This is a genomic window from Pseudomonas sp. efr-133-TYG-23, assembly GCF_030209215.1.
Lineage (GTDB): Bacteria > Pseudomonadota > Gammaproteobacteria > Pseudomonadales > Pseudomonadaceae > Aquipseudomonas > Aquipseudomonas rhodesiae.
In genome coordinates this window covers 87045-102899 of the sequence record NZ_JARVSL010000021.1, presented here as the reverse complement: position 1 = coordinate 102899, position 15855 = coordinate 87045, and the positions used below count along the sequence as shown (strand labels likewise).

The following is a 15855-nucleotide window of genomic DNA, read 5'->3' as shown; positions in this document are numbered from 1 at the left end:
GTGAGCGAGCTGGCCTAGCGCGGGGCAAGCCCGCTCACCACATGGGTTGGTGTGTTGCCACGGAACCTGAGTTGTCTGCCGCTTCTCGCAAACGAAATGGCGCTGGAAATCCAAGCCTCTGCCCCTATCCCTGTGGTGAGCGAGCTGGCCTCGCGCGGGGCAAGCCCGCTCACCACATGGGTTGGTGTGTTGCCACTAACCTGAGTTGTCTGCCGTTTCTCGCAAACGAAATGGCGCTGAAAACCCAAGCCTCTACCCCGATCCTTGTGGTGAGCGAGCTTGTCTCGCGCGGGGCAAGCCCGCTCACCACATGGGTTGGTGTGTTGCCACGGAACCTGAGTTGATTGCCGCTTCTCTCAAGCGAAATGGCGCTGGAAATCCAAGCCTCTGCCCTGATCCCTGTGGTGAGCGAGCTGGCCTCGCGCGGGGCAAGCCCGCTCACCACATGAGTTGGTGTGTTGCCACAGAACGTTGACTTCCGCTTCTCTCAAGCGAAATGGCGCTGGAAATCCAAGCCTCTACCCCGATCCTTGTGGTGAGCGAGCTTGTCTCGCGCGGCGCCAGTTCGCTCGCCGCAAGGTTGGCAGAAATGACAATAATTTGACTGGTGTCTACAGGGGCCTACACCGTTGGTCTCTACGGCCTTGGTTTGTCGTGTTTTTCTTCTATCCTGAGGATTAGGGATATCCACAGGAGTCGCTGGACAGCAACAGCCTCGCCCACGCGCAGGGGCTGAACACCGAACTACCGAGGGTCGCCGCCATGTCGCGCAACCTCTGTCTTACCCGCCAGTACTTCGGGCTGGCTACCCGTATCGAATGCGCCATTCGCCCTCTCGCTGGGGATAACGGGCTGTGGACGGTGCTGTTTGCCGCCGGGATGACCGGCGAGCAGCCGTCCGCGGTGAAGTCCCAGGGCCCGTTTCGCGGCCCCTTCGAGGCAGCCCATCTGCTGGAGTCGATCGTCGAAAACCTGACTCGACAGGGTTACGAAATGGCCGAGGACCCGCCGATCTGGTGCCTGCACTTGCAGGCCCATCTTCGACTGCTCAACCGCAGCCACGAGCAGCTCGCTCTGTAGTCCGCTTATTTGCCCTCGGGCTTGTCCAGTTTGACCTCAAAGCCGTATTGCACGGTATTCAGCTCAGTACGCTGGTAGCCTTCCAGCGCGCTCGGCTGGCCGTAGAAGTAATGCACGTCGAATAACGCCGTGCCGTATTCCGCGGCGCGATGGCTGACGGCGAGGATTTCCTTGAGGTAGTGGCCGCTGGCGTCCTTGGCATAGAAACGCCAGCTGTCGGAGGGGAAGGCTTTCTGGTCGACAACCAGCGCGTTGTCCTTGAGCGACAGGCCCTTGGGCAACGTGCCCACGTCGATCTGGTTTTTCTCGATGGTCGCCAGGAACAAAGGGATCGAGCCCACTACATAGGCCGGATTTTCCGGAAACAGCGTGAGGTCGTAGGTGAGAGTGCCGCGTGCCGGGTTCAGCTCAAAAGCCTCGGTGGGCAATTCAATCGGTTCGCCGCGCTCGCCTTTTTCATCGGCAGTAAAGAAGGTCACCGGCGACTCAGTGCTATTGCGCTCTGCGCCCACCAGATCGTCATTGAACGTGAAGGGGTGGTCGAACACGATAGTCGCGGCGCTGGCGTCTTCGACGGACTGGTTGATGGTGACGCTGTTTTTCAGCTGGTCTTCGGTCAGTGTGGCGTCCTTGAGCCAATCGGCGGCGCCGTCGTCATACACGGTGACCGGCATGGGCAAGGCTTGCACGGTTTTTTCCAGGCTGTTTTTGTCGAAGCGAAGCACCGGCAGGTCGAGGTCCTTGCGGGTCACCGTGGCCTTGGAAAAATCCAGCACGTTGACTTGCAGGGTGTCGATCAGCCCATTGAAGTACACCTTGGCGTAATGGGTGTTCTGCTGGTGTTCGAAGGCTTTTTGCTCATCGCTGAGCTGTTTTTCCAAGGCGTCGGACCAGACTTTCTGCTTCTGCATCTCGGCCAATTGTTTCTGGTAGAACGCCACCTGAGCCGCGCTTTCATTGATGGATCCCGAACGGGTGAGGAATTGCCCGGTGCTGCTGCGCGCCTGTACCAGCAGCGGGTTGGGGGACTCATCGCCGACTTGGGGCGCCAGGGGCTGACTGTTGGTCAGTTCGATTTCGGCGTAGTTCTTCTCCAGACGTAGCAGATTGACGCTGATCGCGCCTTCAGTGCGCGGGTGGCCTACATCCTTGGTCGACAAGTCAAACGTCAGCACATTGCCAGGCGCGATCACCTCCACCGTGCCCTTGAGGCTCACCGGTTGCGGCTGGCTTTTGTTTTCGGTCTCGATGCCGTCGATGAACGGGTAGGTCACCGTCAGATCATCGGGGTTGGTCAGGTTGGAGCTGCTGGGGCTCAGTTGGATGCCCGGATCGGTTTCCGACCATTCCGGCTGGAACGGAATGACTTTGTGGTTGCTCAGGGTGACCGACTGCCATTCCAGGCTGTGGGGAAACGGGAACTGGTCGGGCAGGTTGAAATTGAACGGGAAGACCGGCTGCAGATCGGTCAGGTAATCGGAGTGGGAGGTTTTGCGCAGCACGAACAGGCCATTGATGTAGGTGTCCACCAACGCCTGGGGCGTGGGGTAGTGCTTGAGCAGGGCCAGGGAGTCTTCACCGTACTCTGGCTCGATGGGCTTGTTGGCGAGCTTGAGTTGCGCCCGCTCCAGCAACAGCAGCGAGCCGCCGAGGTCGGCGATGGCGTCGCGCAGCTTGGGGTCTTGGATGCTGTCCAAGGATTGTTCGAATTGCGCGGTTTTCTCTTCGAGGGTGGCCTGTTTCTTTTCATCGCCAGGGGAGCAGCCGCCCGTCAGCAGCAATGCTGCGCACAGGCCGAAACCGGCCAAAGGGGATCGCACATCCATCATCTGATTTTCTTCCTGTCCGACATCTTCGAGCCGAGTTGATGGGCTCGACACTAGCAGAAAAATTCTCTTACAGAAGCCGCCCAGGTCAGTTTTCACGCGGTTACAGCGCGTTGATGGCGGCTGGTATACTCGCCGCCATTTCTAACCACGCTGTGTGAGATCCAATGGAACGCTTTATCGAAAATGCGATGTACGCCTCGCGCTGGTTGCTGGCGCCGATCTACCTGGGGCTGTCCCTGGGCTTGCTGATCCTGGCGTTGAAATTCTTCCAGGAAATCATTCACGTCATTCCCAACATCTTCACCATGTTGGAAGCCGAAGTAATCCTGCTGCTGTTGTCGTTGATCGACATGGCCCTGGTCGGCGGCCTGTTGGTGATGGTGATGATTTCTGGCTACGAGAACTTCGTCTCGCAGTTGGATATCGACGACAACAAGGAAAAGCTCAACTGGCTGGGCACCATGGACTCTTCGTCGCTGAAGATGAAAGTGGCCGCCTCCATCGTGGCGATTTCCTCCATCCACTTGCTGCGCATCTTTATGGACGCCAAGAACGTCGATCCTCAGCACCTGATGTGGTACGTGATCATCCACATGACCTTCGTGGTCTCGGCATTCGCCATGGGTTACCTGGACAAACTCACCAAACACTAACCTGCCGCGCCGGCCTTACTGCTCGACGAAGTAGTAGGGCTGGCGATTGATCGCCATTTCCTTGATCACCTTGACCTGCGTGCTCAGGCCGTCGGTACGGTCCAGCAACGCAACGTTGCCAGGCCTGGCGGCGAGGTAACTGTGCAATTGCGCGTCTGTCTGCAGGATCTTCAAGTAGCTCTGCAAATAAAACACGCTGGCCCCGGCGATACGTTCGTTGGGTTGAAACAACACCACTTCCTTGCCTTCGGCTTGCAATGCCTGAACCTGGCGGATCACCGGCACGAATGACTGACGTACATCGGCTTTGGGCGCAAACCAGAACGCGGCCGTCAGGTAACACGCCACCGCTAGCGTGAACACGCCGCCGACCAGATGTCTGTGGTACTTGTAGAGTGACGGCTTATGCGCCTTCAGCCACTCCAAGATGACCCGCCCATACTCGGCGGCCAGCACAGCGGCGGCGGGTGTCAGGGCCATCAGGTATACCGTGCGCTTGCTTGAGGCCAACGTCAGCAACGTGAACTGCGCCACCAGCCAAACGCTGAAAAATAACCGGTAACGATTACGTACCAGGCTTTTGCGGAAATGCCACAGCCCCAGGTACACGAGGATGTTCCACGGTAAGAACGCTTGCGGCAGTTTCAGCAGGTAGTAATAGAACGGTTCGTAATGCCCGGCCTCGACGAATTCGCCGCTGAAGCGTCCGACGCTATTGGTCCACAGCACTTCGCCCACGGCCTGCAGGCCGCCGCGCTGGAACAGGAACATCAGCCAGATCAGCAGAGGAATCAGGGCCAGCAGGGTAAACGCCGCCGGCTTGAGCCAGTCCCCGAGGCGCAGGCGTTTATCCATCAGGCTGGTGCTGACCAGATACACAAAGATCACCACGCCAGGCATCGCCAGGCCCAGCACGCCTTTGCTCAACGTGGCGATCACCATCCCGGCGGTAAACAACGCCCAGGCGCCGGTTGCCGAACCTTGACGATCCGGCCGCACCGCCTGGTAGAACGCCAGCAGGGCGGTGGTCACGCCCAGGCTGAGCAACGCATCCTCGCCGACACCCCGCACATTGCTCCAGTAACTGGCCATGGTCGCCAGGATCAACGCCGCGCTGAACGCCAGGGTTTGCGGACGTCCGAACTTGCGCAGCATCCCGTACAGCAGCATCACGCTGAACAACCCAGCAAAGGCCGACGCCAGGCGCACCGCCCAGGTGGTGCCGCCGAACACGCGAATCGCGCCGGCGTCCAGCCACAGGCTCAGGGGTGGTTTTTCCAGGAACGGCTCGCGAAACAACTGCGGCACCACCCAGTCGTTGTCCAGTTGCATCGCCATGGCGATCCCGGCGACGCGGGCTTCGGTGGAGCCTTGCAGTTCGTGGTTACCCAAAGCAAAGAAAAACAACAGGCCAGCAAGCAGGAGCAGCAGAGAGGCGGGGCGCGTCATGGGTTGTGGATACCGGGGCAGGGCGCCGCTCGGGGGAGCGGCTCGCAGTCGGTCAGTATAGGGAGGCGATTCTTAACATTTCGTGAATGAACCTGCGGTTGATGAAAGGGACCGAGGGCAGCGGTTGACCGCCCCCGGCCGGGCCGCCGCGCTAGCTGCTTTTGACCTTGAAACGGCTCAGCCCTTGCTGCATGGCGTTGGCCCGTTCCGACAAGTTCTTGGCCGCCACCGCGCATTGCTGGGAGTTGTGCTGATTTTGCTGAGTCACTTCATCGATCTGCTCCAGGCCGATACTGGCTTGCTGCAGCCCGGAGGCTTGTTCGCTCGACGCCTGATAGATCAAGGACACCAGGCTTGAGACCGCCGTAGTACCACTGACGATATTGCGCAGCGAATCAGCGGTGCGTCCGGCGATGACCATGCCGCGTTGGGTCTTGGTCGACGAGTCGGCGATCAGCGCCGCGGTTTGCTGGGCGGCTTCGGCACTGCGTGCGGCGAGGCTACGCACTTCGTCGGCCACCACGGCAAAACCACGGCCGAGTTCGCCGGCACGTGCCGCTTCAATGGCGGCGTTCAAGGCCAGCAAGTTGGTCTGGGCGGCAATATTGTCGATGGTGGTGATGATGGCCGTGATGTCTTTGCCCGAGTTGTCGATCTCGGCCATGGCGGCGATCAGCTCGCTCATCAGCTGGTCACTTTCCCCCGCGTCCGCGCGTGATGCCTGTGACTGCTCATCGGCCTTCTTAGCGTTGGCCGCGTTGTCGGTGGTTTGCGCGGCCATTTGCGTCATGACCGCACTGATCTCGGTGATGGACGACGCGGAGTTGGCCGCCCCCTCGGACAACGACTGACTCAACTCTGTGACCTGGCCCGAACTGCCGGTGATCTCGGTGGCGCTGACCTGAACCTGGGAGATCAGGTTGTTCAAGTTGCCGACCATTTTCTCCAACGCCTTGCCCAGGGTGTCGTTGGGGGACGACAGGCGAACCTCAAGGTCCAGGTCGCCTTCGGAGATGCGTTCGGCGACTTTGACCTGACGTTGCAGGCTGTCCGACATTTCGTTCAGGGCAAAAGACAACTGCCCGACTTCATCTTCGGATTTCTGAACCAGACGCTGGGAAAAATCCCCAAGACTGATGGTCGCGGCCAGGGTCGCGGCCTCACGGATCGGACCGACGATTTTCGCGGTGGCAAACCACAACACAATCAAGGCCAGCACAGAAATACTGAGCCCGACGCCCACCTGCCAGATGCTGCTGCTCAGCCCGCGGGACTTCAGCTCCTGCTCCAGCGCAATCGCCTGGCTCATCACCACGGCCTTGGGCAAATGGATCAAGATCGCCCAGGGTTTGCCGGTGCGGCCCAGGGTGATCGGCATTTGTACCTCGATCTCCTCGGCGTCCTGATTCATCCGACTGTCACCCTGGCCCTTCTGCACGTTGGCCAAGACCTTTTCCCAGGTGTTGGGTAGCAATGCCTTCAATGGCTGGCCGATCAGTTCGGGGCGTTTACTGTTGGCCACCACCAAGCCTTGATGGCTCAGGATCGTTACCGAACCTTTGCCGTCATACAGGTCGGCGGACATTTGCTCACTGAGTTTCTGGATAAACGAAATATCGAAGTCAGCACCGACCACCCCGTAGAACTTACCATTGGCGGTGATGGGTACCGAGAGCGTCGTCAGCCACACGTTTTTGCCTTGGACCACGTAGGGGATCGGGTCCAACACGCTCTCTTTCTGGGTATCGCGGGGGCCGGAGTACCAGCCGCCTTTAAGGACACCGTTGGGGTGACGCGCGTCGGAGTCGTATTCCACCAGCGGTTGCACAGCGATATGGCCGTCCGAGCTGCGGGTCCAATAGGGCGTAAAACGGCCCGTCAGCGGGTTGTTACCACCTTCATTGTTACGAGAGGCTTGATCCTGACCGTCCAGGGCATCCGGCTCCCAGCACGAGTAGGTGCCGTTGAAATCCGAGTTGTCCTTGAGCACGCTGAGCAACATTGTGTTGATTTGCTCCCGGCCCAGAGCGAGCGGGCTCTGCGCACTTTTACTGGCGCTCATGGTGTTGGCCATTGTGCGAGCTGAGTCCAGGGCGTTCTGCAATTTGGCTTGGATGGCATTTGCGCGCGATTCGGCAAGGTTCTGCACTTCGCGGATGGTCGCATTTTCAATCAGCGTTGAAACTTCACGGCCCACGTAAGTTTGATTCGCATTTGAAGAATACAGCCCATATAAAACCAGGCTGGCGCAAGAGATGAATAAGCAGAGTCCTGCGGTAAAGCAAATTCGAGTCTGCAATGAGTTGAATTTCATGATGTTTCCTGCCTGCGCTGATAGTTGCCAATATCACCGGATACTGGCATTCCAATGTCTTTGTGCACACAAGACTTAAGGCTTAACTATGGGCTGCTTAGGCAGTAGCGCCGATGCTTATCGTTTCATCGGTCAATACTGCATGACAGCAAGCGCTAATCAGTTGGGCTCGTTATCGTCGAGCCACAAGTGTTCGGTATTTTTAAAGCCATAACGTTGCGGCGGCACCCGCGCGATAATGCGATCGGTTTGAGCGGGGTCACTCAAATCGATAACTTTCGGGGTGATATAAATATTAAGTACCGGTAAAAAGAATAACTTGACCTTGGGCGTCAACAGCGAATCAGTATGTTGTTCAATGACCACGCCGATGGTGCCACTTTTCATTTGAACGATAGAGCCCACGGGGTAAATACCGACCGCTTTTAGGAAGGCCCGAAATACTTCATCGTCAAAATGCCCCTGCCACGTAGACATCTGCTGAATGGCCACGGCGGGGTCCCAGCCTTGGTTGTAGGAGCGGTCGGAAGTCACCGCGTCATAGACGTCGCACACTGCGGCCATGCGTGAAAAAACACTGATTTGCTCACCCGCCAGCCCGTGAGGGTAGCCAGTGCCGTCAACTCTTTCGTGGTGATGCAGGCATACGTCCACCACCATGTCGCACATCTGGGCGGTGCCCATCAGGGTTTTTTCGCCTTCCAGGGGATGGCGGCGGACCACTTGCAATTCATCGCTGCTCAAACGCCCGGGTTTATTAAGGATGGCGTTTGGAATAGCCATCTTGCCGATGTCGTGCAGCAGGCCGGCCAGCCCCGCGCGACGAATGAGCGCGGGCGGCAGCTTGAGTTGTACGCCCAGCGCGATCATCAGTGCACACACCGCCACCGAGTGCATATAGGTGTAATCGTCGATGCTTTTAAGGCGTGCCAGGCTGATAAAAGCGTCTGGGTGGCGGGCGATCGAGCTGGAAATGTCATCCACTAGCGAGCTGATGGGCTCAAGCTCCAGCGCACGGCCCATGCGCGCATGGCTGAACATTTCGACGACTGCGGCTTTGGCTCGGGTGCACACCGCCTGGGCGGCGATCAGCTCGTCTTTCATTGAGGTAGGGGAGATGGGCGTGGTTGTGGTGCCGGGTTCGCATGCGGAATTAGGCGACGTGGTTGCGCAGCCCGATGTGCAGGTATCCAGCGTACCCTTCCAGAAAGGCCTTGCTTCGCCGTCTGGAGCCTGATGATAGAGCTCATTACACTTGGTCATGATATGGCCTCTACTGTTTCTTCTTTTTATGTATTGCCGCTCAGCCTCCCTGGCGTGAATGGTGTGGTGGTTGAATGGATCAGTTGGCGTTGGCCGCCTTGATGCGAGTGACGACCCGACCGGCCAAGTCATCCGGGCGGAACTTCGCCAGGAAGTCATCGGCCCCGACTTTCTTGACCATGGCCTGGTTAAACCCGCCCGACAGCGAGGTGTGCAACACAATATGCAACTTCGCCAGGCGCGGATCGCTGCGTACTTCAGCGGTCAGGGTGTAGCCATCCATCTCGGGCATCTCTATGTCCGAGATCATCATCAAAAACTCTTCCTGCGGATCGCGCCCTTCATCGAGCATGGCGCGAAGATAATCCAGGGCCTGACGCCCATCGTTCAGCGCAACCACCTCCACCCCGATGGTTTCCAGGCAACGCGTGACCTGCTTGCGGGCGACCATTGAGTCATCGACCGTGAGCACACGCAGATCCCGTGCCCACTGAGTCACCTGGTGATCCACCACACCGTTGGAAATCTCCTCCGACGTAGGAGAAATTTCCGTCAGCACCTTTTCCACATCGATGATCTCCACCAACCGATCATCCGCGCGGGTCACAGCGGTCAGATAATTGTTATCACCACTGCCCTTGGGCGGAGGATGGATATCCTCCCAATTCAAATTAACAATGTGCTCAACCGCATAAACCAGAAAACCCTGAACGCGATTGTTGTACTCCGTAAGTATGATAAAAGCGCTCTCCTTATCGGTAATACCCGGCAGCCCAGTGGCCATCGCAAGGTCTAGAACGGGGATGGAAGAGCCTCTGATGTTCGCCACGCCACAAATGTTGTTATTAGACTTTGGTAGTACAGATAACTTAGGGCAGCGAATAACCTCGCGCACTTTGAACACATTGATGCCGTATAACTGATGGTCGTTGAACCGGAATAAAAGCAATTCCAGACGGTTTTGCCCGACCAGTTGCGTACGGCTGTTAACGGAAGCCAGAAGACCTGTCATACACACTCCCGATCCGGGTTTGATAGCGATGATGTCGTAATGACATTAGCATAAGTAAGGATATGTGAAATACCTGTGAAATAAAAAACACCTCGGTGTGTTTGGTTAAAGAGAGTTGTTGTCAGATGGGGTTGAGTTCAGACGATTGTTTTAAATTAGTTAGGTGGCTAGCTTATTAAGTGCGTGATGAGAATAAATGTGATTGGTAAGTTTGAGGGTGGAGACGGGGGAGCTTTTTAGAATGATGAAGTCGCGTTGAGTGCGGCTTTACGGGTATTGATCCTACGCCAAGGCTCGTCATCGTCAGTGAAGATGAAGTCGTTTTTTGCTGTCTTCGTTGCCTTGGTTTGGCAGAAGGGAGTGGTGGGGAGCATTGGTGGGTATGCGGGCCACCTCTGACATCGTTTTGGTATCCCCAAAGCTTGGGGATACCAAAACGCCTGGCGCTCAAAAGGCCTGTACGGAGGCCAATGGCCCTGAAACCCTTGATTTCACTGGATTTCAGGCACAAAAAAAGACGTCCGTGGACGTCTTTAGTTGATCAAATGGTGGGCCGGGGTAATTTGAACTCGAGCTGTAACGTATTGTCTTTCCGCAAAAAGCTAAGACTCAGTTTCTTTGTTGGAATACCTAATGGAATACTGTTTACTCCAGCCAATACATTAGTATGAAATACCTAGGCTTGAAGCAAACTGAAACCTGGTTTGCCGTGCAGCTTCGACCGGTAGCGGAGCGTTATTTAACGGCTGTCGGCCGATTGGCGGACAGCCGCTTGGAAACCTACTACCGCAAGCTTGCAAAAAACTATGTCGAGATGCTCACATTGGGCCCCTCATGGGGTTATCTACAACAATCATACATTGCCTAGAGCCCGTCTCGGAAGCCCCAGCAGCCCACTTCGCATGCGACCCGCTTGGACAAGAATGAGCTCTAGGGTGCTGAGGGAATCAATGTAAAACTAGCGGCTATTACAATAGTTACCGCCGTTTACGAAGTCAAAGAAGCCGATGATTACTTGATCCGCTCGACGCGGGGCGTTTATGCATTGGAGCATCTGTTGGGCTACTAGGGGAGGCAATAATCCCGCGGTGCGTAGAGTTTGCTCTTCAACGTAGCGAGGCCATACTGTGCCGTCGACAAGTTGGATCAAAAGTAGGAAGGTGCGATTTGTTGGAGTCGACGCGGGAATTAGATTAACCGCCAGGCATGGTTGCTCATGGACTCTAGTAATTCGTCCCTCTGACGGTCGGGCATCTGTAGGTGGTTCAAAGTAAGAGGTAGCGCTGAATGTCCTGCCAAGTTGGTCCACCCAGTGAAAAGTCCCTGAGTAGATCGTGGTGGGTACAACGACACTGTTTCGGCGCCTGTTCTCCTGGGTTTGGTTCGGAAACATCTGCTGTACGATGGCGGAAATGTTTGGATATGCGCCGAAGCGAAAATCGCGGGCCCCGCCTCCTGTATCCGCATCGTTGGATTCCGCGTTGATTTTGCGAAGATCGCCAGGAACTATCTCTTTGTATAGAATACGAGCAACCTGTCCTGCTGCATTAGCCATAAAACTGAACTCCTTTTTCGTCTTTTTCGACCGATCCGGTCCCTAACTTCAAAAAAAGTAGCGTTAGCTTCTAACGCGTGGGGGTATTTTTCTCGATCTGGCTACTCTATTTATATCCGTTTGTGGGGCGTTTTGCCATCACTGCGGGCACTGTTTCTTTCGTGATTTTTGATCTGCTATGGTCGAGTCGCGGGATTTAGAGCATCCCGTCATGGCTGTGCGCAGCGACAGCGATTCTTACGTCGGCGAGAAGATGCGCCAGGTTTACGTACTTTACGTTAATCAACGGCGGTAGGATCAATGCCCTCCGGCAGTCGATCAGGGAGGGTATTACCTTGGTCATTAATCTCATTGGCCGGTCCGCGACAACCGCACCATTTGATTGAAGAGATCAGATCCTCTCTCCTTTCTCAGTCACTTCGGTAAATATGAGAGTGAGCTTGGCCGAAATCTTCTTTCTGGTGAGTGTTAGATCTCCGCAAAGTACCACGATGGCCATCCTCCTTTCATCGTAGGACGCTTTCGGCTTGATCCGTTACGCCACTCCCCGGGACGCGATCCGGTATAACTATTTGATTTCTATCAGGGGGGTGACAGACTGCTGGATGTATGTACAATAACGCAATTGCACAGACAGTTGCGAGGCGGCCGTATGCGATTTACTGACACCAAAAGCGAGACCTTGAACCTTCGAGTTTCCCCGGCCTTCAAAAAAGCTTTAAAGGAGGCCGCAGCTCGCGAACAGCGCAGCATGGTTAACATGCTAGAAGTGCTACTTGGTGAATACTGCGGCCGCCAAGGCATCACCCTTACTGGCCATAAAGTTAATTCGCCAGTTCCAAAGCGTAGGCGTTCAGAAAGTAGAGCGCATGCGGGAGCCGGAGTATGACTTTCCGATACATCGGCTCCAAGTCCAGGCTCATCGGTCAGATCAAAGCACACATGGGTACCCCTAAACCTGGCGCATTCTTTGTGGACGGCTTCTGTGGCACTGGTGTGGTGGCTGAGGCTGCTGCTGGCTTAGGATGGAACGTGCGTATCAATGACAGTTTGCGTTCTGCGGTGATTTCCGCGGGAGCACGATTGATCAGTGGCGATCAAGCAACTTTTAAGAAGCTGGGTGGCTACACCAAGGCCATTGCCAAGCTCAATGCGACCAACGCTAAGCATGGTTTTATGTGGCGCGAGTACAGCCCTGCATCGGTCGAAACGTGCGGGCTTGAGCGGCGCTACTTTACCCAAGAAAACGCAGCACGTATCGACGCCATGCGCGCGCTGATCGCTGATTGGGTGGAGGCTGGGACCATCAATGAGGTAGAAGAGCGCCTGCTCATAGCAGATCTTTTTGGCGCATTAAATCGAGTGGCTAACATCGCTGGTACCTTTGGCTGCTTCCTCTCCAAGTGGACCAGCCAATCGCAAGACAAAATTGCTATGCGCTGCCGTGACCTTAAAGATAGTAGCGTGCTTGTTGAAGCTACGGTGGGCGATGTGTTCGACGTGCCGAATGCTGCGCATGACCTAGTATATTTAGACCCCCCTTACACAAAGCGTCAGTACGCGAGCTATTACCACATCCTTGAAACAGTGGCGCTGGGTGATGAGCCTGAGGTCGAGGGTGTTGCGGGGCTTCGACCTTGGAAGAGCCTAGCTTCGGATTTTTGCTATAAGACCCGTGCACTTCAAACGCTCTCGCGCCTCGTGCATGGCTTGCGCGCTCAAAAGGTGCTGCTCTCATACAGCAGTGAAGGTCACATTGGCATGCTTGACATTAAGGCTGAGCTTTCGAAGATCGGCGTGTTCACTATGCATCCTCTTGGTGCCATTGGTCGATACCGCCCTAATAAGGTGGCTAGCAGCACTGCGTCCGACGTGAACGAATTTTTGGTTGCCGTTGAACGTACTACGGCCAAGCTTTCCGAAGCTCAACCTAAGGTTGTTACGGTCACCAAACCCATACTCTTGGAGAGCTTTGCATGAGTGCACCTCGTCCCGTTGAAGCAGAGTATCTAGCCCCAGTAGAAGCAGCTCTCACAGCGACTGTTGGCAGAGGTTGTGGTCCTGACAGCTTTGAGCTTCGGCTGCAAATTTTGGAGGCTGCTTCAGCGCGTTTTGGGGGGTTTGACCTAGCGGAGTTTCACGAGGCTTTTGGGGTTAAAAGTAAGCACTCAGCAGCAGAGCTCTTAGATATTGCGGCACCTGTGGCAAATGCGATTGAGCGCTCGCCGATTCATCCTGCTATGGCACTGAGTGCCTTGGCACGTGAAGTCTTGCACGAACAAGATCGAAAGAACACGGGCGCATATCACACAGACTTTCGCCTGGCTACTCGCTTGGCTAAGCTTGCTGCTCCCAAGCTCACACACAAGAGCAAAGTGATTGACCCTGCGAGTGGTGCTGGAATTTTGCTGGCAGCACTGACCCATGCAGTGTGTGGGTTGGACCGAGCCAAGACGGCATATTGGCTGGCTCACGGTGTTTGTGCTGCGGATCTTTCGGAGAACTCTTTGCGTGCGGCATTGCTCGCGCTTGCCTCGTTCACTGATGACGTATCGGCTCTTAAAGCTATGCGTGCACGTTGGTTCTGCGGCGACAGCTTGATGGCTGAGCGCAAGGTCTGGACTGATATGGCTCGTGAGGGGTTTGATGCGGTGATTGGCAACCCACCTTGGGAAAAGGTCAAACTATCACGGCATGAGTTCTTGAAGTCCTCTGGCGCCAAGCGCCACTATGGGGCCCAAATTGATGGGTTCGATGAAAAGAGGTTTGCCCAGCAGCGTGATGAGATAGCGATCTACTCTAGACGCCTGTTGGTCCGCTACCCTAACTTAGGTAATGGGGAGCCCGATCTTTACATTGCTTTCACTGACCTCTTCTTTCAGCTCTGCAAAGGTCAGGGCGTGGTGGTTGCATTGATCCCTGGCGGGCTTATTCGCTCGCAAGGTACTCAAGCCATGCGCCAGAAGATTTTTGATGCGAGCCAAAGTGTGTCGTTGTCTATCATCGATAATCGTGCACGGTTCTTTGCCATCGATACGCGCTTTAAATTTTTGGCCATGGCTCTCACGAAGGCGGGCTCTGAAAAAAGTAAGCGTGAACCTATCACCCTCTTGCACGAACGAGGCACCCCTACGGGCTTGGAAATCACGGGAACCGCTGCCATTGGCCGAACAGCACTGGCGAGGGTTCGAGACGATTTGAGCCTGCCTGAGGTTCGTAGCGTGTCCGAATGGAGGCTCTTCTCGAAGATTGGAGAAGCAGGTATCTCGTGGGAGGAGCCTGGCTATGGCTGGACCCCAAAGTTTTGCCGTGAAGTTGATATGACCAAGGAACGCCAAAAGTTCCTGGCACGTCCAACAGTTGGTGCTCTTCCACTTGTGGAGGGCCGCATGGTGCAAGCGCATCGTTTTGGCGTTAAGGGGCACGTGTCTGGCAGCGGTCGCAGTGCGTTGTGGGAGGCCTATTCCATTGGAGGCTCAGTCCTCTCTCCCCAGTTTTGGATTCGCCCCTCCGATATGCCTCGTGCGAATCAGCACCGTGTGGACGTGGTGCGGGTTGGCTTTTGCGACATCGCGGGTCAGACCAATGAGCGCTCGCTAATGGCCTCATTAATTCCTGCCGGGGTGATCTGTGGCAACAAGGTGCCTACGATCCTGTTCCCTGAGGACCCTTCGGAAGAACGGTTGCTTGTATGGGTATCCATCGCCAACAGTTTTGCCTTTGATTGGATGCTTCGGCGCGTGCTTACTACTACCGTGAACTATTTTCTGCTGCAAAGCGTGCCCATGCCAAAACTTGCCAAAGACGGCTTGCCTTGGAAGAGGCTGGTGAGTGCTGCACGCGAACTACGTAAACTGGATACTGCCGGTGCTAGCCGTGAAACCTACGAGCGCATGGCGCATCTTCGTGGGGAGATTGATGCGGAGGTGGCTGTGGCATATGCGCTATGTCTAGAGGACATGGAACTAGTGCTCCAAGACTTCCCGCTTCTGGATCGTGGACAGGTAAGATTGCCTGGCGAGGCTAAGTCCACAATTACCGTCGATAGCGTTTTGGCTGCAATGGCAAAGCGCACAGGAAGCAAGTCTGCAGTTTGGTCGCAGCGCGTGATAGAGGCACGTGCATTGGGGGCTATGGCTTATGTGCCCTCAGAGCTCGCCCTAGGAGGCGAGGAAATCGAACAAGGAACGAAAAGTCATGGCTAGTGAGGCGGGGCACGTTGCCCGAATTCTTTACAAAGAGATTGTTGAGGGTGATCGAAGGAAAGCCGATGCAGAGTCGAATGACTCAGCTTCTGGCGGAGGAGCCCGAGATTTTCGGTTTCCCTATGAGTCGGTATTGCCAGCGGTAGAATTGATTTTTCCAGAGAAAATACTTCGGCGAGATAAAGTAGCGCATCAGGGGGCCTTCTTTTGGCGAGATCCAGGCTCAACAAAGGTTGTATCAAGAACAGCCGAATTTATGTCGCCTACGAGGTCTCGGCCGACAGAAGGCTGGATTTCTCAGGTGCCGAAATTCTCATGCTTTGATACAGATCGAATACCACGAGGTGGCGTGGGGAACCGCGTTTTGCTGCTCTTGATTCAGCTTCACGATCAATCTGTGTGGCCACACTTCGCAGAAGAATCGACTCTTCGAGTAAAGGGAGCTTGGGATCCTTCAGTGGCTCAAGAGCTACTGAGTTGTTTGGATGCACGGCG

Annotated in this window: 9 protein-coding genes; 4 read left to right on the top strand and 5 right to left on the bottom strand. The window is 55.7% G+C overall.

Features of this window, described 5'->3' with window-relative positions; genetic code table 11:
• Window positions 1-762: 762 nt before the first annotated feature.
• Window positions 763-1080 (top strand): PA4575 family protein, encoded by a 318-nt coding sequence (locus tag QRN41_RS15720; protein ID WP_034139361.1) that lies wholly within the window; start codon window positions 763-765, stop codon window positions 1078-1080.
• 5 nt (window positions 1081-1085) lie between these two features.
• Here the strand turns inward: QRN41_RS15720 and QRN41_RS15715 are convergent, their stop codons facing one another.
• Window positions 1086-2909, bottom strand: a complete 1824-nt coding sequence (locus QRN41_RS15715; protein ID WP_285421805.1) for a hypothetical protein — start codon at window positions 2907-2909, stop codon at window positions 1086-1088.
• A gap of 164 nt (window positions 2910-3073) precedes the next feature.
• Between QRN41_RS15715 and QRN41_RS15710 the strand changes: the two genes are divergently transcribed.
• The gene (locus QRN41_RS15710; protein WP_034100811.1) at window positions 3074-3562 is read left to right on the top strand and encodes a TIGR00645 family protein; all 489 of its coding nucleotides are present in this window, start codon (window positions 3074-3076) and stop codon (window positions 3560-3562) included.
• 15 nt (window positions 3563-3577) lie between these two features.
• On the opposite strand, the gene QRN41_RS15705 is transcribed toward QRN41_RS15710, so the two are convergent.
• From QRN41_RS15705 to QRN41_RS15690, 4 genes are all read right to left on the bottom strand, one after another.
• A complete protein-coding gene (locus tag QRN41_RS15705; protein WP_285421804.1) occupies window positions 3578-5011 on the bottom strand; it encodes an ArnT family glycosyltransferase in 1434 nt (477 codons plus the stop codon).
• A gap of 151 nt (window positions 5012-5162) precedes the next feature.
• Window positions 5163-7325 carry a methyl-accepting chemotaxis protein gene (locus QRN41_RS15700; RefSeq protein ID WP_285421803.1) on the bottom strand — a complete coding sequence of 721 codons (2163 nt, stop codon included), beginning with the start codon at window positions 7323-7325 and terminating at the stop codon, window positions 5163-5165.
• Window positions 7326-7484: 159 nt separating this feature from the next.
• On the bottom strand, window positions 7485-8588 hold the full coding sequence (locus QRN41_RS15695; RefSeq protein ID WP_285421802.1) for a cyclic di-GMP phosphodiesterase: 1104 nt from the start codon (window positions 8586-8588) through the stop codon (window positions 7485-7487).
• 79 nt (window positions 8589-8667) lie between these two features.
• Entirely contained in the window at window positions 8668-9600 is a 933-nt protein-coding gene (locus QRN41_RS15690) for a chemotaxis protein CheV (RefSeq protein ID WP_285421801.1), read from the bottom strand.
• A 2440-nt stretch (window positions 9601-12040) separates the two neighbouring features.
• Here QRN41_RS15690 and QRN41_RS15685 point away from each other — a divergent pair.
• Both QRN41_RS15685 and QRN41_RS15680 read left to right on the top strand, forming a co-directional pair.
• Window positions 12041-13135, top strand: coding sequence for a DNA adenine methylase (locus tag QRN41_RS15685; RefSeq protein ID WP_285421800.1), 1095 nt, complete (start codon window positions 12041-12043; stop codon window positions 13133-13135).
• Window positions 13132-15360: an Eco57I restriction-modification methylase domain-containing protein gene (locus QRN41_RS15680; RefSeq protein WP_285421799.1), complete on the top strand. Its 2229-nt coding sequence runs from the start codon at window positions 13132-13134 to the stop codon at window positions 15358-15360. Before QRN41_RS15685 ends, QRN41_RS15680 begins: the two co-directional genes overlap by 4 nt.
• Window positions 15361-15855 lie beyond the last annotated feature (495 nt).